At 65.7% G+C, this 18,902-nt stretch carries 18 protein-coding genes and 3 pseudogenes; 11 read left to right on the forward strand and 10 right to left on the reverse strand.

Features of this window, described 5'->3' with window-relative positions; all coding sequences use genetic code 11:
- Positions 1-53 precede the first annotated feature (53 nt).
- A pseudogene (locus tag OKW28_RS05440) lies at positions 54-314 on the forward strand (EamA family transporter); the annotation flags it as partial.
- A gap of 199 nt (positions 315-513) precedes the next feature.
- Here OKW28_RS05440 and OKW28_RS05445 read toward each other — a convergent pair.
- Entirely contained in the window at positions 514-858 is a 345-nt protein-coding gene (locus OKW28_RS05445) for a DUF4148 domain-containing protein (RefSeq protein ID WP_429444102.1), read from the reverse strand.
- Between the two features lie 254 nt (positions 859-1,112).
- On the opposite strand from OKW28_RS05445, the gene OKW28_RS05450 reads away from it, so the two are divergent.
- Complete coding sequence (locus OKW28_RS05450) at positions 1,113-1,640, forward strand: thioesterase family protein (RefSeq protein ID WP_429444103.1); 528 nt, start codon at positions 1,113-1,115, stop codon at positions 1,638-1,640.
- Positions 1,641-1,642: 2 nt separating this feature from the next.
- Positions 1,643-2,608, forward strand: coding sequence for an alpha/beta hydrolase (locus OKW28_RS05455; protein WP_429444104.1), 966 nt, complete (start codon positions 1,643-1,645; stop codon positions 2,606-2,608).
- A gap of 41 nt (positions 2,609-2,649) precedes the next feature.
- Here the strand turns inward: OKW28_RS05455 and OKW28_RS05460 are convergent.
- Positions 2,650-3,613: pseudogene (locus OKW28_RS05460) on the reverse strand (response regulator).
- Between the two features lie 609 nt (positions 3,614-4,222).
- On the opposite strand from OKW28_RS05460, the gene OKW28_RS05465 reads away from it, so the two are divergent.
- Positions 4,223-5,005: a hypothetical protein gene (locus OKW28_RS05465; protein ID WP_429444105.1), complete on the forward strand. Its 783-nt coding sequence runs from the start codon at positions 4,223-4,225 to the stop codon at positions 5,003-5,005.
- 12 nt (positions 5,006-5,017) lie between these two features.
- Here the strand turns inward: OKW28_RS05465 and OKW28_RS05470 are convergent, their stop codons facing one another.
- Positions 5,018-5,692: an HAD family hydrolase gene (locus OKW28_RS05470; RefSeq protein WP_429444106.1), complete on the reverse strand. Its 675-nt coding sequence runs from the start codon at positions 5,690-5,692 to the stop codon at positions 5,018-5,020.
- 148 nt (positions 5,693-5,840) lie between these two features.
- Here OKW28_RS05470 and OKW28_RS05475 point away from each other — a divergent pair.
- A pseudogene (locus OKW28_RS05475) lies at positions 5,841-6,047 on the forward strand (hypothetical protein); the annotation flags it as partial.
- 28 nt (positions 6,048-6,075) lie between these two features.
- Here the strand turns inward: OKW28_RS05475 and OKW28_RS05480 are convergent.
- Positions 6,076-6,957 (reverse strand): LysR family transcriptional regulator, encoded by an 882-nt coding sequence (locus OKW28_RS05480; protein ID WP_429444107.1) that lies wholly within the window; start codon positions 6,955-6,957, stop codon positions 6,076-6,078.
- A gap of 120 nt (positions 6,958-7,077) precedes the next feature.
- On the opposite strand from OKW28_RS05480, the gene OKW28_RS05485 reads away from it, so the two are divergent.
- Positions 7,078-7,830, forward strand: a complete 753-nt coding sequence (locus OKW28_RS05485; RefSeq protein ID WP_429444108.1) for a TerC family protein — start codon at positions 7,078-7,080, stop codon at positions 7,828-7,830.
- A gap of 7 nt (positions 7,831-7,837) precedes the next feature.
- A complete protein-coding gene (locus tag OKW28_RS05490) occupies positions 7,838-8,098 on the forward strand; it encodes a zf-TFIIB domain-containing protein (protein ID WP_429446860.1) in 261 nt (86 codons plus the stop codon).
- A gap of 47 nt (positions 8,099-8,145) precedes the next feature.
- Here the strand turns inward: OKW28_RS05490 and OKW28_RS05495 are convergent, their stop codons facing one another.
- From OKW28_RS05495 to OKW28_RS05510, 4 genes are read right to left on the reverse strand one after another with little or no spacing between them, the layout of a single operon-like run.
- Positions 8,146-8,778, reverse strand: a complete 633-nt coding sequence (locus tag OKW28_RS05495; RefSeq protein ID WP_429444109.1) for a DUF2894 domain-containing protein — start codon at positions 8,776-8,778, stop codon at positions 8,146-8,148.
- Positions 8,771-9,424, reverse strand: a complete 654-nt coding sequence (locus tag OKW28_RS05500) for an OmpA family protein (protein WP_429444110.1) — start codon at positions 9,422-9,424, stop codon at positions 8,771-8,773. Before OKW28_RS05500 ends, OKW28_RS05495 begins: the two co-directional genes overlap by 8 nt.
- On the reverse strand, positions 9,421-11,778 hold the full coding sequence (locus OKW28_RS05505; protein WP_429444111.1) for a DUF802 domain-containing protein: 2,358 nt from the start codon (positions 11,776-11,778) through the stop codon (positions 9,421-9,423). The genes OKW28_RS05500 and OKW28_RS05505 overlap by 4 nt, the downstream gene beginning before the upstream one ends.
- 10 nt (positions 11,779-11,788) lie before the next feature.
- Entirely contained in the window at positions 11,789-12,643 is an 855-nt protein-coding gene (locus tag OKW28_RS05510; RefSeq protein ID WP_429444112.1) for a DUF3348 domain-containing protein, read from the reverse strand.
- Positions 12,644-12,897: 254 nt separating this feature from the next.
- Here OKW28_RS05510 and OKW28_RS05515 point away from each other — a divergent pair, with 254 nt between their 5' ends.
- On the forward strand, positions 12,898-14,130 hold the full coding sequence (locus OKW28_RS05515) for an NAD(P)/FAD-dependent oxidoreductase (RefSeq protein ID WP_429444113.1): 1,233 nt from the start codon (positions 12,898-12,900) through the stop codon (positions 14,128-14,130).
- Positions 14,131-14,305: 175 nt separating this feature from the next.
- On the opposite strand, the gene mctP is transcribed toward OKW28_RS05515, so the two are convergent.
- Together mctP and OKW28_RS05525 are read right to left on the reverse strand one after the other, a co-directional pair.
- Entirely contained in the window at positions 14,306-15,787 is a 1,482-nt protein-coding gene (gene mctP, locus OKW28_RS05520) for a monocarboxylate uptake permease MctP (RefSeq protein ID WP_429444114.1), read from the reverse strand.
- Positions 15,784-15,981, reverse strand: a complete 198-nt coding sequence (locus OKW28_RS05525; RefSeq protein ID WP_090807102.1) for a DUF3311 domain-containing protein — start codon at positions 15,979-15,981, stop codon at positions 15,784-15,786. The genes mctP and OKW28_RS05525 overlap by 4 nt, the downstream gene beginning before the upstream one ends.
- Positions 15,982-16,221: 240 nt before the next feature.
- Between OKW28_RS05525 and OKW28_RS05530 the strand changes: the two genes are divergently transcribed.
- From OKW28_RS05530 to OKW28_RS05540, 3 genes are read left to right on the forward strand one after another with little or no spacing between them, the layout of a single operon-like run.
- The gene (locus tag OKW28_RS05530) at positions 16,222-17,637 is read left to right on the forward strand and encodes a cache domain-containing protein (RefSeq protein WP_429444115.1); all 1,416 of its coding nucleotides are present in this window, start codon (positions 16,222-16,224) and stop codon (positions 17,635-17,637) included.
- Positions 17,634-18,287 (forward strand): response regulator, encoded by a 654-nt coding sequence (locus OKW28_RS05535; RefSeq protein WP_429444116.1) that lies wholly within the window; start codon positions 17,634-17,636, stop codon positions 18,285-18,287. Before OKW28_RS05530 ends, OKW28_RS05535 begins: the two co-directional genes overlap by 4 nt.
- A 50-nt stretch (positions 18,288-18,337) precedes the next feature.
- On the forward strand, positions 18,338-18,880 hold the full coding sequence (locus OKW28_RS05540; protein WP_429444117.1) for a hypothetical protein: 543 nt from the start codon (positions 18,338-18,340) through the stop codon (positions 18,878-18,880).
- Positions 18,881-18,902 lie beyond the last annotated feature (22 nt).

Below are 18,902 nucleotides of genomic sequence, written 5' to 3' on the forward strand. Positions count from 1 at the left end.
TTTCCACCGCACAAAGTCCCTTCGCTTCGATCATCCACTCCGCCATTCCGGCCTTGTTGTTGCTGCCGCTGCCGGCGCTGGCCGCGTGGCCGTATATCGTTGCGTCGGCAGTGCTCGAATGGGGCTATCTGCTCGCGCTGATCCGCGCGTACAGAAGCGGCGATTTCGGTCAGGTCTATCCGATTGCGCGCGGTCTTTCGCCGATGCTCGTGTCCGTCGGCGCACTCGTGTTCGCGGGCGAGGTGCTGAAGCCGCTCGCCGCGCCCGGCATCGCGCTCGTGTCGTGCGGCATCGTCTCGCTCGCCTTTCGGCGCTGACGAGCAGGTTCACGAAGCCGAAATCGTAGGTCGCGCCCGCACCGAGGATGCGCTGCTGGTCGGTGTCCGCGCCCGTCGGGCTCACGACGAACGGTGAACTGAAGCCTCAGCCCGTGCTGTCGACCGCGCCGCTCGTCAGACTCGACGGCGTCGCGTTGCTGCACTTCGGAAGTGACGTTAGTTGTACACGCTGCAATCAACGCGTGTAATTCACCACCGGCACGGAATACGAAGTCGGCGCGAAATCGGTGCGGCCACTGCGCTGCGACGAGCCATTCGACGGCGCACCGTAGCCGCTATTCTGCGCAGCCTGGTTTTGCGCCGCGACCTTTGCTTCGGCCGCCTGGATATTGGCCGGATAGTCGATCACGTTCGCATTGGACGGATCGTAACCGGCCTTTTCGAGTTGAATCAGTTCGGCGCGGACCTGGGCGCGCGAGAGCGGCTGATCGGCCGGATTCGACTGGGCAAACGCCGCGAGCGGCGCGGCAACGAGAGCGGCGATAGCCCCTGCTTCGATCAGTGACCTGATGGACTTCATGATTTCCAACCTCCCGAGATGGCTTCATGCGATTGCCGCGGAGCGTGGTGCGACCATCGGCCATCCGCAGCGGTTATGCCAGTTTAGAAGCCGGTCGAGCCACGTAGTAAGCCCTGAACCATGAATTCACTGTTGCTATAGCGGCCACAATTCGAGGCCACCACGTTCCGGCGCAGCCTCAACGCGATGCACTACACTGATAACGCCCAACGACGCGCCGCAGCCATCGCATTCGATCGAGGAGGCAGACGCTCATGTCGCATCCCGTTGCCCTGCCCTCTTACCGCGACAGCGTGCGCGCCGAATGGGTCGATTACAACGGCCACATGCGCGACGCGTTCTACCTGCTGATCTTCAGTCTCGCGGTCGACGGGCTGATCGATCTGATCGGCCTGCCCGATGCGGTGCGCAAAGAGCGGCATCGATCGATCTACACGCTCGAGGCGCATCTCAACTATCTGCATGAAATCAAACAAGGCACGCAGGTGCGTGTCGACATGCGCGTGCTCGGCTACGACGCGAAACGTATTCACGTGTACGTCGAAATGTTTGCGCTGGACACGACGCAAAGCCAACGCACCGGCCCCGTCGCCGCGGGCGAGCAGATGCTGCTGCACGTCGATACCAGCGGACCGCGCGGCGTTGCTTTCGATCCGGACGTCAAAGCGCGCGTACACGAACTCGCGCAAGCCCATGCGGCATTGCCGCCGGCGCGTTTCGCGGGACGTGTGATCGCTTTGCCGTGCGCAGCGCAAGCGGGAAACACTACTCAAACGGAGTGACCATGCTCGAGCCGGAAATCGCCGCCTTTATCGAACGAGCGAGCGCGCTCTATCCGTCGCATCACGCGGCGATGACGCCGCGCGAGCAGCGCGAGCTGTATGACCGCTACGCCGCGACGTTGACGCCGCCACTGCCCAGCGACCTCACCACACGGGACGCAAGCTTTCACACCGACGCGGGCCATGCGATCCCGCTACGGCTCTACCGGCATCCAGCGACGGCAAGCGAACACGGCACGATCCGCGGCACGGTGCTGTATTTTCATGGCGGCGGCTTCGTGCTCGGCTCGCTGAACAGTCATCAGATGGTGACGGCGCGCCTCGCCGCCGACACCGGCCTCGACGTGATCGCGGTCGACTACCGGCTCGCGCCTGAGCATCGCGTGCCGGCCGCGCACGACGACTGCCTCGAGATCACGCGTGCCGCGTTGAACCACCGCCTGCCGTTCGACCTCCCAGAGCGCGCCGCATTGCAACTCGCGGGCGATAGCGCCGGCGGCACGCTCGCGGCAAGCGTCGCGCTACGCCTGCGTGACGAAGGTGCGAGCGGGGTGAGCGGCATCGCGCTCGTCTATCCGATGCTCGGCACCGAGCCGCAATTGCCCGCGCGCGACACCGAGTCCGATGCGCCGATGCTGACGCTCGCGGACGTGCATAAGTTTCGCGACGCTTACTGGGGAAAAGGAGAGGAAGCCGACCCAACGCCCGGCCCCGCGTGGACGATCCCGCTCGCCGCAACCCGCTTCGACGAATTGCCGCCGACGCTGGCCATCGGCGCCGAGCACGACCCCCTACGCGACGACGCGCGCGTGTTCGTCGAGCGGATTCGCGAAGCTGGTGGAGATGCCCGGCTGCTGGTCGGCACGGGGCTCGTGCATGGATGCTGGCGCGCGCTTGAAACAAGCCCCGGCGTGCAGGCCATGCACAGGGCTGTATGCGAATTTCTCCGCGAAAACGCACGCCATTAGCGCGGCGATATGCACCGCCGCGCCCGACGCGTTATCGCGGCTCAGCGATTGCGGTCGCTGCGCCACTGCGCGAACGTGACGAGATCGAGGCCGACGTCGGCCGGCTCTATGCGGGTCCAGCCGAAGAACGCGTCGTCCCAGCCAGGAATGCTTTGGGGCGTCAGCGACCGGAACTTCATGCCGCAACGATACGCGAGGTCCGGCCAGAACAGCGGCATCACCTCGCGCGTGGCGAGCTGGCGCAGCAGGTCGGACGGGCCACCCTCGTCGGCGACGATCTCGCCCTGGGAGATCCAGTCGTTCTCGGCCCACGCGACGAACACGCTCGGGTTGCCTGCGGCGTCGAACATCAGGATCACGTTCTGCTCGGGCCGCCAGTAATACTCGACGATGCCCTGAGCGGCCACCACTTCGTCGATCACCTTGCGCGTGCGCGGATCGCAGTAGGTCATGCCGTTTTCGCCGAGCGCGAGCCAGCCCGACTCCGCGCAATGGCGGCTTTTGGCGTCCTTCAGGAAATGCGTGAGGCGATTGGCCGAATCCGCGTCGGTCTTGCGCAGGTACAGGTCGACGATGCCGGCGTTGAAGGCCTTCACCGCGACGGTTTCATCGGCGACGCCGGTAAGCAATACCTTCGCGCAACGCAGGTGCGAGATCGACGACAGAAACTCGACGCCGCCGATGCCCGGCATGTCGTAGTCGACGACGACCGCCGCCACTTCCTCGAAGCGCGACGGCTGCGCGACGATGTCGCGCTCCGCCGAGGTCTCGACGAAGCGCTCGACGCCCGGTTCGCTCAGACACGCCGACGCTGCCGCGAATTCGAGCGAATTCTCGCGTGCGTGCTGGCGGATATAGTTGAGGGCCGCTTGCGGACGCGTGAAAAACAGGTTCGTGTAGGTGCCCGGGAAAGAAACGGCGGAGCGCGTCGAGGTAGCTGTCGTTGTCGTCGACGAAAACCACTGTGGACGGATAAAAAACGGGAGGTCGAATAAAGTTGTTCATATCTTCACGTGTTTCCCACGCCGCCGCGAAGGTCCCCGACCGACCGGTCGGTCGATCTGACATTTCGCCAGGCGACTGCCCAAGGAATGCCGGGCGATGCCTCGCCCGCGGGTCCGCATGATCAATGGGTTCTTGTCGCTACTACCGGTGACCGCCTGCCGTCGCTGTTCGCGCCGCTATCGACGCGGTTCGCGCGTCTCGGGTGGCGCAGCCCGGCGCGGGCCTGCCGGCATGTGCGCTGCGAGCCAGTCGCTGCAAGTCGCTTTCACACGCCGGATAATCGAACCGTGGCTGCCGGTCGTCTGCAACGGTTCGTATAGTACAGGCTCCGCGCATTGGCGGCACAACTTAAATCGCATTCCTGCAGGCGCCGGCCGCGCAATTGCGGGGGGACTAATTGGTCGAAAAAGAAAATCGCGGCACGCGGAAAAAATGTCCGCTTCCGTCGTGCGGGCGAATGACTTTAGCGGCAAGCGCGCGCCGTTCGTGCCAGGTCCGTTCGGACATCAATCATCGTGACGCGCCGCAATATGCCGACAAGAAGCGTCGATGTCGAAATGGTCGTTTATCATCAGTCAATCGCAGTTGCTTAATGGTTGTTGATTAGATATGACGAATACCGGCAAGATGATGATAGTCGGGCTGCTCGTGGTCGATGCGGGTGTCGCCGGTTATCTGCTGTACCCCAGGGACGATCAGGCGCCGGCCGTGACCGGCGCGGTGACCCGCAGCGTCACCGGCGCGGTGGAATCGGAACCGCAGACCGATGCGACGCGTGCCGCTGGCGCCAGCGTGAGGCCTGCGCAACCCGTGAGCCCGCCCGCGCCGCAATCGGCGCTGCCGCAGATGGAGTCGGCCACTCCGACTCCGGGAGCCGCTCAGGCACCTGCTGCGGCGCCCGTCCCCGCCCCGTCCCTGCCCGCCACAGCGGCCGCGCCCGTGCCGAGCGTCACGCCCCAGTCGAGTCAGACCGCGAGCGGCCGCATCGATAACGCGGCGCCGCCCACGGCCAATCCGGCCGCGGGCGCGCACACCCCCTCGAAGTCGGAGTCGTACGCACAGCAAAAAGGTCAACCGAGGCCGCAGTACGGGCCGCGCATCGACGAGACCCACGCGCGCCGGCGCGACGACGCGCACCCGAATGGCGCCAACCCGGTCGCCGCGATGCTGACGGACCAACTGGTCAAGGAATCGGCGAAACCCGACCCGTCGCTGCCGATGCCGTCCGGCGTCACCGTGCCGTTGCAGTCTGCCAATCCCCCGGGGGCTGGCGCGGGTAGCGGCCGCGGCACGAATCCGGTTGCGTCGGCGATGACCGATCGGCTCGTCCGCGAATCGTCGAAGGTGGGACCGACGCAGCCCGCCGCGGAGCCGCCGATCATCAAACCCTGAGCGACGCGGGGCTCACGGCCGCGACGCCACCTCGTCGAGGTGCGCGAGCAGATCGGCCGGATCGTCGTAGACGCGCAACGCCCCCGCGCGCTCCAGTTCCTCGGCGCCATAGCCACCCGACAGCAGGCCGACACCGAGCGAGCGGCAGCGGCGGGCTGCAAGCATGTCCCAGATGCTGTCGCCGACCACGACCGTGTGCTCGATCGACACGCCGAGCCGCTCGGCCGCGGCGAGGAACAGGTCGGGATCGGGCTTCGCGTATTTGACGTCGTCGCGCGTGACGACGACCGCCTTTGCCGGATCGACGCCGAGCGCCGCCAGATTCAGCGCGGCGGTTTCCATCCGCCCGCTCGTCGCGACGGCCCACGGCGTGCCGGCCTGTGTCAGCGCGTCGAGCAGTTCGCGCGCGCCCGGCAGCGGACAGACCTGGGCGCGCATCCGCTGATAGGCGGCCGCATGCGCGTGCCGCAGCCGTTCGGCGCGTTCGACGCTGATCTCGCCGTGTGTCTCACGCAGCAACTGGTCCGTGAACAGCCCACCGCTCATGCCGATCTTGCGATGGATACGCCAGACGGACAGCGGGATACCTTCGCTGTCGAGCGCCTCTTTCCACGCCAGCACGTGCTGATAGACGCTGTCGACGAGCGTGCCGTCGAGGTCGAAAAGAAAGGATGTCTGGATACGCATGCCGGCCTCCGGTGATGATGGGTTCAGTCACTATGCCATGTGTCGATGAAACGGCCAGGGCGGCTCGTCGCCCTTGACGACGCTCACGGCCTCTACGCGATGTGCGCAAATTCCCACAGAAGGGCGCGTATTTGCCCCGGTTTCGCTTTACCACGGTCTCACGTTTGAGACGATGAACTCGTTCGGCAACAAGGCCGGCAACTTCGCGAACAACCGCTCGTACGGCTTCGGCCTTTCGTACGCGCAGGGCCCGCCGGCCGATTCGGTGTTGTCGCACGCGATTCTCAACACGCTGCCGCCGTCGTCGACGAATGCGCGGGTCGCGGTCACGGTGGGCATGCGTCACGCGTTCTGATGCTGCGCGCCGCGACAGTGCGATGCCCTCACGACTGCGCCGCCGCGATCACCTGCGACGCGAGCGCATGATGCTGGCCGCGTCGCGAGCGGATTGCGTGAATCTCCTCGATCACGCCGTCCGCGCGGCCGAGCCAGCGCAAGCCCCTCGATAACGTGAGCTCTTCGGCGCCGAGCTCGGCGAGCGGAAACACGCCGAGCCCGCGCGCCGCGAATACCGCCATCAACGCGCTGTCCTCGAATTCGCCGACGACGCGCGGCCTGATTCCCTGAGACTCGAACCATCGGTCGAGCCGCGCGCGCAGCGCGCCGTGACGGGTCGGCAGCAGCACGGGCAGGTCAGCGAGACAGAGCGGAAAGCCGTCGCGCGCCGACTTGCGCACGACCTGCGCGGGCCCGTACCAGTCGACCGGCGAGCCCGCGACGCGCTGGCTCAGCACGCGCAGATCCGCGCCGTGCGGCGCCGGCTGACAGGCGAGCACCAGATCGAGCCGATGCAGCGCAAGCTCCGACAACAGCTGCGCGGGCTCCCCCTCGTGACACAGCAGCCTTAGCGACGGCGTGGCGAGCACCGGCGCGAGCAACGCATGCGCGGCGAGCTTCGAAATCCCATCCGACAGCCCGACCGCGAGCCGCACCGAGTCCGCGCCGCTCGCTTCGCGCATCTCGTCGAGCAACGCCTCGCCCAGCTGGAAGATCTGCTCCGCGCGATCGAACGCCTGCTCGCCGGCCTCGGTCATCGCGACGCCGCGCCCGGCCGGCTTCAACAGCTGGCGCCCAAGCGCTTTCTCGAGCTCGCGCACCTGCGCGCTGATCGTCTGCACGGCCATGTCGAGCCGCCCGGCCGCTCGCGCAAAGCCGCCCTCCTTCACGACGAGCCAGAAGTAGTACAGGTGACGATAGTTGAGCATGCTAATCCGATACTTCGAAAAATCCGAAACGTCGTTCAGGTTATCACTGGTTCATTCGAACCGCGAATAGGCCCATGATGGCTGTTCCGCCGCTCGCGGCGCACTCGATTCCGCCACCTCATGGACTCCCTGTTCGCACTCGTTGCCGATCCCGCCGCGTGGGCCGCGCTCGTCACGTTGATCGTGATGGAGATCGTGCTCGGCATCGATAACCTGATCTTCATTTCGATCCTCAGCAACCGCTTGCCGGAAGCGCAACGCGCGCGCACGCAGCGCATCGGGCTGCTGCTCGCGCTGGTGATGCGGCTGCTTCTGCTCGGCACCATCGCGTGGATCACGAAGCTGACCGCGGTCGCGTTCACGCTGTTCGATCATGGCTTTTCGTGGCGCGACCTGATCCTCGTCGGCGGCGGCCTGTTCCTCGTGTGGAAGGCGACCACCGAAATCCGTCAGCACATGATCCCCGATGACGAAGTCGCCGCGAAAACCAGCTCGACCGTACAGTTGACCGTGGCGGCCGCGATCGGCCAGATCATCCTGCTCGACCTCGTGTTTTCCGTCGACAGCATCATCACCGCGGTCGGCATGACCGAGCACCTGCCGATCATGTTCGTCGCGGTGATCGTGTCGATCATGGTGATGCTGTTCGCGGCGCAGCCGCTCGCGCGCTTCATCGATCGCAATCCGACCATCGTGATGCTGGCGCTGAGCTTCCTGCTCGTGATCGGCATGACACTGATCGCCGATGGTTTCGGCTCGCACGTTCCGAAGGCGTATATCTATGCGGCAATGGCGTTTTCCGCGTTCGTCGAGGCGATGAACACGCTCGCGCGGCGCGCGAAAACGAAACGTCTGGCAAGCAGCGAGGAGTGATGCCGTGATGAAATGCCCAGTCTGCAAAACGACCGATCTGCTGATGACCGAGCGCCGCTCGATCGAGATCGATTACTGTCCGGACTGCCGAGGCGTATGGCTCGATCGCGGCGAACTGGACAAGCTGATTGCGCAGGATGACGGCGACGGCTCGCGGCGCGGCGAGCGTGCCCAGGAAAGCGAGCGGCAGCGTTACGAGGAGCGTCGCGACGAACATCGCGGGTATCAAAAGAAGCGCGCGATTTTCGATGTGTTCGACTTCGACTGAACGCTTCGGCGGCTTGGCGCACGCAAATTCCAACCGCCGTTAGCGCATCAGCGCGCCTTCTTGCGAGCGCCCTTGCCGGTCGTCGCGGCGCGCGGCGCTTCCTTCTCGAGCGGTGCGCCGCCGTTCATCTGCTCGAGCCACGACAGCGTATCGACATACGACAGAAATTGCTTCAGATATTCCGGCGACAGCTCGCGCATCAACGACAGCGCGCGATGTACGAGGCTGCTCGAATTGAGCGGTCCCGCGTTGCCTGGCACCTGCGCGAGCGACTGGCGCAACTGCTTTTCGGTGCGGACTTTGGACCAGACTTCGCGGAAGTAGTCGACTGCGGGCAGATCGGGATAGGCGGCGGCGTGCGGAGCATCGGCGCGCGCGTGGTGGCGGGCGAGGCGTTCGATCAGCGCCGCGAGCGTGGCGTCGTTGGCCGCGTTGGCTTCACCGGACGTGGCTTGCGACGCGCTCTCGGCCGCAACGGCACGCTCGACCTCGGCCGTATATTCTGCCAGCAGTCCTGCCAATCGTTGCTCGAGCACTCGTCGCGGCTCGCCGCTGTGCTGTGCCGCGCGCCGCGTAAGCGCGTCGAGCAGATGAAAACGCACCGGATCGAGCCGAGCCGCGCCGCTCGCGCGCCATGCATCGAGCCTCGCGCGAGTCGCGTGGATCGCGTCGTCAAGCACCGGACTTCTCCGCTGCCGCCGCACTCGACGGCCGCGGCACCGGCGCGATTTCAACGCGGCGGTTTTTCGCGCGGCCGGGTTCGTCGGCATTCGAACTGACCGGCTGCTCCGAGCCGAACGCCGCCGCAAACACCGACGACGCCGGCACGCCCTCGTCGATCAGCGTGCGCGTGACCGTCAACGCGCGCTGCGCCGACAGCTCCCAGTTATCCGCAAAGCGTCGATTGCCTTCGCGCAGGCGTTGATCGTCGGTGAAGCCGCTCACCATCAGGATCTGATCGCTCGCGTGCAGATACGCGGACAGCGGCCCGGCGAGACTCGTCAGCAGCGCGCGACCCTCAGGCTGCAGTTGGGCGGAGTTCAGCGCGAACAGCACGTTGCCGCTAATGCCGATGCGCCCATTGACGAGCGTCACGCGGCCCGCCGCGAGCGGTCCCGCGAGTGCCTGTTCGAGCGTCTTGCGGCGCTGCGTTTCGGCCTGGCGCTGCTTGACCTCCTGCTCGAGCTTGCTCGACAGTTCGAGCTGCACGCCGATCACGCTGACCAGAATCAGCACGAACGCGCCGACCAGCACCGACATCAGATCGCCGAACGCGGCCCAGATCGGCGCGGAGGTTTCCACGCCGCCGTCGATGTCCTCGCTCATACCGCGTCGGCTCCGGCGGTCGCGCGCTGCGCGGCCAGCAACTGCAGGTCTTCGACGATCTGCTTCTGCGACATCACGCTGAGGTCGACCACGTCACGCGCCTGCGCGACGTAGTAGGCGAGCTGTTCGTCGCTGCGCGCGAGCGATTTGCCGAGCGCTGCTTCGATGCGTTCGAGATGTGCGACGAGCTTGTCGTTCGCTTCGCCGAACGTGTGCACGGCCGCGCCGAATGCTTCGCCGAGGCTCGCGACTTCGACCGCGCTGCCGGTGACCTGCGCGGCGACCGTGCCGAGCTTGCCGGTCTCGTGCTCGAGGTGTTCGGTGAAGCGATTGCCGACGCGTTCGAGCAGACCCGCCGACGTCGAGACCAAGGCATCGACGGCCGTGCGTTGCTCGGTCGACGCATGGTTGACTGCGTCGAGCAGCGTCTCCAGCGTGGCGAGCAGACTACTGCGCTCTTCGAGCATCGCGGTGTCGCGGACCATGCTGTCGGAGAGCTTCTGGCGCAGCTCCGCGACGACTTCGGCAGCGACCTTCGGCGCTTCCGACGCCGCTTGCACGAGGCGCTCGATTTCGGCGATCGTCGCGCTGGCATGCGTTTGCGTCTGCGCGGAGATATCGCGCGCGGTTTGCTCGAGTGCGTCGCAGATTTGCTGCTGACGGGTCGCGGTTTGCGAACCCGTTTGCTGCCATTGTTCGTCGAGCTTTGCGGTCATCGCGGCGAGCGATTCGGTCCATGCGGCGAAGCGCTGTTCGTCGCGCGCGGCGAGTTCGGCTTGCAGGTTTGTCGCCGCCTTCGGTGCTTCAGCCGCGGCTTGAACCAGTCGATCGATTTCCGCGATCGTCGCGCTGGCATGCGTTTGCGTCTGCATGGAGATTTCGCGTGCCGTTTGCGCAAGCGCGTCGCAGATCTGCTGCTGATGGCTGGCGGCTTGCGCACCCCTCTGCTGCCATTGTTCGCTGAGCTTCGCACCCATCGCGTCGAGCGCCTCGGCCCACGCCCCCAAACGCTGCTCGTCGCGCGCGCTCAGTTCGGTCTGCAAGTTCGCATGCGAGCTACCGACCGCGCTCAGCAACGCCGCGGCATGCTGCTCGAACGTCGCGGCGGCGCGCGCCAACGCCTGTTCGTTGTTGGCGGCGAGTTTGTCGCCCGCGCTTTGCTGCTGAGCCAACGCGTCGCCCCAGGCCTGCGACATGCCGCTCGCCGTCGCTTCGAGCCGCGCGGACACGCCGTCGAGCAGCGCGAGCGAGCGCTGTTCGAACGCTTCGGCAACGCGTTCGACCGAAGCGCGCTGTTGCGCGGCCAACTCGTCGCTCGCCTGCCGATGTCCGGCGAGCGCGCTGTTGAAAATCTCGGCGACGCTCGCACTGGTCGCCGCGAAGCCGCTCGACATGCCGTCGAGCTGGCGCTGCACGGCCTGGGTCACCGCGTCGTGCAACGCGGCGGTTTCGCGCGAGAGGCCGGCCATCGTCGCTTCGACGACCGGCTGCAGGGCCTTGCCGGCGGCCTGCGCGCTGCCGGCCACGCTGTCCTTCAGCGACTGCTCGATCACACCGGCGAGACGCAGATAGGCGGCTTCGGTGCGGCCGTAAAACGCGTCGAGGCTCGCGATCTGCCGCTCGTTCGACGCCGCGCTCTGCTGTTCGAGCGCGCTCATCATCGTCTGCAGACGTTCGACCAGTAGCGGCGTCGCTTCGGCCTGGCGTTGCAGCAGCCGGAAGCTTTCTTCGCGCTGATGGCTCTGCGAGTAGACGCGCAAAGTCGTCGCGATCTTCACGTCGAGCTGTTGCGCCGCTTCGAGCCGCTCGCGGCGGGACAGCGCGGACAGCAGCCCGAGCATCGCGGACGTCGCGACACCCGCGATCGACGTGCCGAACGCGAAGCCCAGCCCCTTGACCGGCGCGGCCAGCGATGCGCGGATCGCCTGCAGGTCGCTCGCGCTCTCCAGCGCAAGGCCGGTGCCGCGCAGCGTCATCACCATGCCGAGCAGCGTGCCGAGCATGCCGAGCAGCACCAGCAGACCGACCAGATACGGCGTCAGCGCGGGTCCCGGCAACGCGACGCGCTCGCCTTCGACGCGCAGCCGCACGCTATTGCGCAGACTCGGATGGACAGCTTCGAGAAACGCGGCGAGGCTCGGCGGTGGTCCGGACAACGCGGCGAGCGTGCCCGTCAGCGTGGCGGTCGCCTGACCATAGCGGCGCAATTCGAGCGCGCCTAGCACGTAGAAGACGCCGATCAGCAGCGTGACGGCGAACGCGAGCGGATTGGAAGCGGCATAACCGACGGCGATCCAGCACGCCGCGGAGAGCCCCGCGAGAAATACAACGAGATCGATACGATATCTGGACATGGGGTCCCAGTTAGCAGGCGCGAAGAGCCGCGAGCAGCCCTTCGACCGGTTGAAAACGAACCTCCAGCTCGGCCAGCAAAACGCTCTGCATGTCCTTGCGGAAGACGTCGAGCCACGCCTCGGACGCGAGCGGCACGGCAGCGTTGCCGCCATCGGTCGACCTGGCGAGTCGCGTGGCTGCAGCGCCGGCTTCGACTTCGGCCGACTGCTGCCGCGTGGGATCGGCATCGGCGGCAACTTCGGCCGCTGCTTCCGCCTCCGCCAACCTCCGCTTCTCACCCTCGCGCAAGCGCTCGAAGTGCCCGCCGAGCAACCCGGGCACCGCGCCGAGCAAACTCCGCTCGCGCTCGCCGAGCGCACGCTCCATCACCGCATCGACGACCGCGAGCCGCGCGAGCGACGGCGCCTGCGTCGCCAGCAGCGCGCGCAGCCGGCCGCGCAACGTGCCGATCGCCGTTTCCATCGACTGCTGAAGCGCGAGATAGCGCTGTCGGAACACCGCGTAGTCGGCCTGCGTGTCGACCGCCACGCGCGGCGCCGACATCCGGGCGGACGACGGCGACGGGCCACGCCGCCGTGAGCCGGCGAGCACGCTATCGCTGGCGATTGCGCTCACCAGCGAGCGGCGCACGCGCGTGCACTCTTCCTCTTCCGCACGGCCGAACGCGCGCGCGCCGCCAGCGACGGACGGCGGCTTGCCATCCAGCGCCGACGACAACGCGATCGCGTCGGTCCAGCCGAGCCACTGGCTCAGCCGATCCGCCAGCGATTGTCGCGATTCGGCGACGTCGGCCTCGGCGAGACGGGCCAGTAAGCGAACGAGCGCAGGCCCAGTGAAGGCGCTGCGCTGAGGGGCTTGCAACATACCACCGGCCGCAAAAAAGTCAGCAGTTTACACGCTGACGCCAGCGAGTCCGAAGTCACCCGCTCGATCGTGCGTCGAAAGACACGGTTTTGCCCGATCGAACCTGGCATTCGGGCGTTTTCCCGAGCGCGGTTTTTTTGCCAATAGCGAAGTGGACCTATCCCTGTATAAGATAAAAGCTGGCGCCTCGCTGCGCACTGGAACACGGCGGAGCGTCGACAACACACAGAACACACGCAAGGCGGACAGGGAGCATGAAATTCGATACCGTGGTGCTCGGCGCCGGCATCGTCGGGGTGTGCGTCGCCGTGCATCTGCAGAAACGCGGCCGCGCGGTTGCGCTGATCGACCGTAAGCAGCCAGGCAACGAGACCTCGTTCGGCAACGCCGGGCTGATCCAGCGCGAAGGCGTCTATCCGTACGCGTTTCCGCGCGGGCTCGGCACCCTGCTGCGCTACGCGCGCAACCAGTCGCCCGACGTGCGCTATCACGCCGACGCGATGCTACAGGTTGCGCCGTTCCTGTGGCGCTACTGGCGCAACTCACATCCGGCGAGGCACGCGGAAATCGCGAAGTCGTACGCGACGCTGATCGAGCATTGTGTCAGCGAACATCGCGCGCTTGCCGCGGACGCCGGCGCCAGCGCGCTGCTGCGGCCGATCGGCTGGATCAAGGTGTTTCGCCATGCCGCCGCGCGCGACGCCGAAACCACCCTCGCCGAACAGTGGCATCGCGAGTACGGCGTCGAGTTCGAAACGCTCGACGCGCCGCGCCTGCAACAGCTCGAACCCGATCTCGACAAGCGTCTGCAAGGCGGGCTGCGCTATCCGCAATCCGATTCGGTCAGCGATCCGAACGCGCTCGTCACCGCATACGCGCGGTACTTCGAAGCGCTCGGCGGACGGTTCTTCATCGGCGATGCCGATACGCTGCGTGAAGGCTGGCAGGTCGAGACGCGGGACGGGGCGATCACGGCCGAGTCGGCGGTGATCGCGCTCGGACCGTGGTCGGATCGCGCGAGCACGCGGCTCGGGTATCGGCTGCCGCTCGCGGTCAAGCGCGGCTATCACATGCACTACGCGCCGCGTCGGAGCGCGCGGCTCAACCATCCGATTCTCGACGTCGAACACGGCTATGTGCTCGCGCCGATGGCGCGCGGCATCCGTTTGACCACGGGCGCCGAAATCGCGCGCCCAGAAGCAGCCAAGACGCCGGTGCAACTCGACACGGTCGAGCCGATCGCGCGCACGCTGTTTCCGCTCGGCGAACGTCTGGATGCCGAACCGTGGATGGGACGCCGCCCGTGCACGCCGGACATGATGCCGATCATCGGGCCCGCGACGAAACATCAGGGACTGTGGTTCGCGTTCGGCCATGCGCATCATGGTCTGACGCTCGGACCGGTGACGGGGCGGCTGATCGCCGAGATGATGACCGGCGAGCAGACGCTGGTCGATCCGCGGCCGTTTCGAGTCGAGCGGTTTTAGCCGGATGGTCTGAGGCCTGCTCGAAATCTCCGCCTTCATCACGCAATTATCGTCATCTCACGCTAAAGCCACCCTCACGGCACGCCTCCGACCAAGCCACCAGCCGTCGAAGCAATAAAAAACGCCGCGGGCCGACAGCCCCGCGGCGTTCTTCATCGAGCCGGACAACCGTCGATCAGGCCGTCACGGCAGCCCGTCGCGGCGACACTGCCGACACCGCGAAGCTCACGACGATATTCGCGACGAGCGCGATCAGGCCGATATACAGCGGATAGTTCTCGTGGCCGAAATGCAGGCCATACACCGGCTTGAGCCCTTGCGAAATCGCGAGGCCCGTGCCGAGCACGATACCGACGAGCCAGCCGACGAACAGACCCGGCGTGTTCAGACGGCGCGTGTACAGCGTGAACACGATGGCCGGGAAAATTTGCAGAATCCACACGCCGCCGAGCAATTGCAGATCGATCGCATACTGCGTCGGCAGGAACACGATGAACAGCAGCGCCCCAAACTTGACGACCAGCGAAACGATCTTCGCATTGGCTGCCTCCGCCTTGGGCGAGATGTTCGGCGACACCAGCGGGCGCCACAGATTACGCGTGAACAGATTCGCCGCGCCGATCGACATGATCGCGGCCGGCACCAGCGCGCTGATCGCAATCGCGGCGGCCGCGAAACCGACGAACCACGACGGGAACAGCATGCCGAACAGGGTCGGCACCACGTCGCTTGCCGACTTCACGTTCACGCCAGCGGCGATCGCCATATAGCCGAGCAGCGCGATCAGGCCGAGCAGCACCGTGTAGGCCGGCAGGAAGATCGCGTTCTTGCGCACCGTCTTTGCCGACGCCGACGACAGCACCGCCGTCATCGTATGCGGATACATGAACGCGGCGAGCGCCGAGCCGAGCGCGAGCGATGCGAACGCCGTGTACTGATTCGGCTTCAGCAGGATACCGGTCGCGCCACCCTTCGCCTGGAAGTGCGCATCGGCCAGTTCGAACACGTGCCCATAGCCGCCGAGCTTCACCGGAATCAGCCATACCGCCGCGATCACGACGATATAGATCATGATGTCCTTGACGAACGCGATCATCGCCGGCGCGCGCAGGCCGCTTGCATACGTATAGAGCGCGAGGACCACGAACGCGACGATCAACGGCAATTCGCCGCTGACGCCGAGCCCCTTGATCACGACCTGCATGCCCACCAGCTGCAGCGCGATATACGGCATCGTCGCGACGATGCCGGTCAGCGCGATGGCCGCCGGGAACCACTTGCCGCCGTACTCGCCGTGCACGTAGTCGGCCGCGGTGATGTGGTTCTTGGCGTGCGCAACCTTCCACAGCTTCGGCATCACTGCGAACACGAACGGATAAACGATGATCGTGTACGGCAGCGCGAAGAAGCCATACGCGCCCACCGAATAAACGAGCGCGGGCACCGCGATCACCGTATAGGCGGTATAGAAATCGCCGCCGACGAGGAACCACGAAATGACCGTGCCGAACTGCCGTCCGCCGAGACCCCACTCGTGCAGTTGCGTCAGATCGCCGCGTTTCCAGCGCGCCGCGAAAAAGCCCATCACCGTGACGAGCACGAAGAACGCGATGAAGACCGTCATCGCAACCGGGTTCACAGGATTCAGATCGCTCATTTGAGACCTCGATACACGATGTAAATCAGCAGCGAGGTCAACGGCACCCACAGAAACTGATACCAGTAGAAGAACGGAAAGCCCGCGAGCGGCGGATGCGTATCGTTATAGAACGGCAGCCACAGCAGCGCGATATAAGGGATCAGCAAAATGAGCCAGAGCCATGAACGGCCGGCCGAGGGGGAGGTCTCCACGAACGTCTCCTGAGTATTATCGACAGCGCGCGCGATGGCTCGTGGCCCGACGCGCAAATGCCCGGTTGCCTGAGATCAGGCGGAACATCGGGGAACGTCGCACACTCGAGCGCCAGGCCTCGCGCGGCGCGGTATGCGACGGGCATGTAGTATTCGCCTTCGCGCGCTTGCTTTCAAGCGCGCAACTACGTAAGCCGTCTACGTAATATTACGTAGCCCGTTGACTGGCTTTTTTCAACGATGAAACTCAAAGCAAAGATAGTGCTGCTCGCGATCGTGCCCTTTCTGCTGGCGATCGCCAGCATCGAGACGGGCGTGCGCCGCGAAGCGACCGCACTCGCCGAGCGGCAGCACGCGGCCACCCAGGCCGCGTACATGGCGAGTAAGGAGATCGAGCTAAAGCACTATGTCGAACTCGCGACCACCGCGATCGCGCCGCTCTACGAAGCCGGCGGCGACAACGCACGCGACGACGCGCTGCTGCGCACGCGTGCGCTCGCGGTGCTCGAAAAGATGAATTTCGGCGAGGACGGCTACTTCTTCGTGTACGACCTGCACGGCCGCACGCTGATGCATCCGCGCGAGCCGGACCTGGTGGGTCGGGATCTGTGGTCGTTGCGCGATAGCCAGGGCACGCCGACGATCCAGCAGCTACTCGCCGCGGCCGCGCGCGGCGGCGGCTATGTGCGCTATCTGTGGCATCGGCCGTCGACCGGCAAGGAGGAGTCGAAACTCGGCTACGTGGTGCCGCTCGAACGCTGGGGCTGGATGCTCGGCACCGGCATCTATCTCGACGACGTCGACACGGCGCTCGCGCACATCGACGCGGAGGCCGCGGCCAATATCGATCGCACGATGAAGTGGATCGACGCGATCGCGGTGGCCGGCCTCGCGGTCATTGCGCTGTGCGCACTCGTGCTGAACGTGACTGAATATCGCAGCGCCGACGCGAAGCTGAAGCGGCTCGCACAGCAGGTCGTCGAGTCGCAGGAAAACGAGCGAGCGCGCCTGTCGCGCGAATTGCACGACGGCATCAGCCAGATGATGGTGTCCGTGAAGCTGCTGCTCGAATCGGCGCTCGCGCGGCTCGAACGCGGCGACGCACGCGTGCCCGCCGCCGAGGCCGCCCTGTCGACCGGACTCACGCGGCTCGGCGATACGCTGCGCGAAGTCCGGCGCATTTCTCATGCGCTGCGTCCGTCGATGCTCGACGATCTCGGCGTCGCGGCCGCCCTCGAACAACTGACGCGCGAACTCGGCGACGAGTCCGGCATCGCGATTGGCTTCACGCAGATCGCGCATACGCATGCCGCCACGTTGCCCGACACGGTCAACACCGTGCTGTTTCGCATCGCCCAGGAAGGGCTGACGAACATCGTGCGACATGCGCAGGCGTCGAGCGCGGCGCTTGCGCTCGAGGTTTCGCGCGATGCGGTCGCGCTGACGATCTCCGACAACGGCCGCGGCTTCGACGTGACCGAAGCATTCGTCGGCGGACGTGAAGGTGTCGGCCTGCGCAACATGCGCGAACGGCTCGAAGCGCTCGGCGGCACGCTGTCGCTGAACTCGCAGCCGGGGCACACCGTCGTCGCCGCGCGCGTGCCGCTGCCCACGACGCATGCAACGGTGCCGTCCCTGCAGGAACTCTCATCATGAACGACACGACCTCTCCTGCCATCGCGCGTCTGCTGCTCGTCGACGATCATCCGCTCGTGCGCGACGGTCTGCGCGCACGGCTCGAAGCAGTGCGTCACTTCGAAGTGGTCGGCGAAGCGGGCGACGCGCAGCAAGCGCTCGCGCTGGCCGAACGAAAGGCGCCGCATCTGGCGCTGATGGATGTCGGCATGAAAAGCGGCATGAACGGCATTGCGTTGGCGGGCCTCTTTCACGAGGGCTTTCCGGCGATTCGTGTGCTGATGCTGTCGATGCACGACAACCTCGAATACGTGACGCAGGCGGTGCGCGCGGGCGCGAGCGGCTACGTTCTGAAGGATTCGCCGGCGCTCGAAATCATTCAGGCGATCGGCGCGGTACTCGACGGCAAGACGTTCTTCAGCGCGGAGATCGGTGCTCGACTGATCCAGGCGTCGGCGACGCAATCGCCGGTCGAACGCTTGACGCCGCGCGAGCGCGACATTCTCGATGCGCTTGCCGAGGGACTGTCGAGCAAGCAGATCGCGCAGCGCAACGATCTGTCGGTGCGAACCGTGGAGACGCATCGGCTGAATCTGAAGCGCAAGCTCGATATCGAAGGACAGGCCGAGTTGATCAAGTTCGCGGTCGAGAACCGGCGCAACAAGCGTTGAAGTTCGCGGGCGCGCAATAATGAGCGGTCCACACCTGGAGCGACCACGACATGAAGCGCGTGTTCGAACTGAGTCTTGCCGGTCTGATGATTTGCGTGGCCACGGCTCGCGTTTATGGCGAACCGGCGCGCGTCAATCGCGGCCACGATCCATTCCTGCATATATCCAAAGCGATCGCCGATTGTCCAACTCCGCTTGGCCCATTCGAAACCGAAAAGGAATGGCTCGACGATAGCCATTACAGAATCGAACGCGGCAATAGCTGCTGGATCGAAGGCCGTTGCCGTTTGCCGAACGCGTATCTGTACGACGCGGAAATCGCCGAGAGCGTGCAACGGCGTCTCGCGAATCTGAACGTCGCGACGCACTGGCGCGAGCAATCGACGCTATGGCTCACGCTGCAACGCCGCTTTATCTACGTCGAAGGCTGCGTCGCGCCGGGCTTCGACAAGAAGATTTTCCTCACCGAACTCGCCAAAACGGCGGACGTCGAGCGCGTGATCGACAACACGATCACCGATCCTCACGCCGCGCAGTTGCCTTACCGCACCCAGGCGGACCCGGACAAGCCCGTGCTCGATCCGGGCAATTAGCGCGGTAGATGGCGATGTCTTT

This window comes from Paraburkholderia sp. 40, from assembly GCF_050434105.1.
Lineage (GTDB): Bacteria > Pseudomonadota > Gammaproteobacteria > Burkholderiales > Burkholderiaceae > Paraburkholderia > Paraburkholderia tuberum.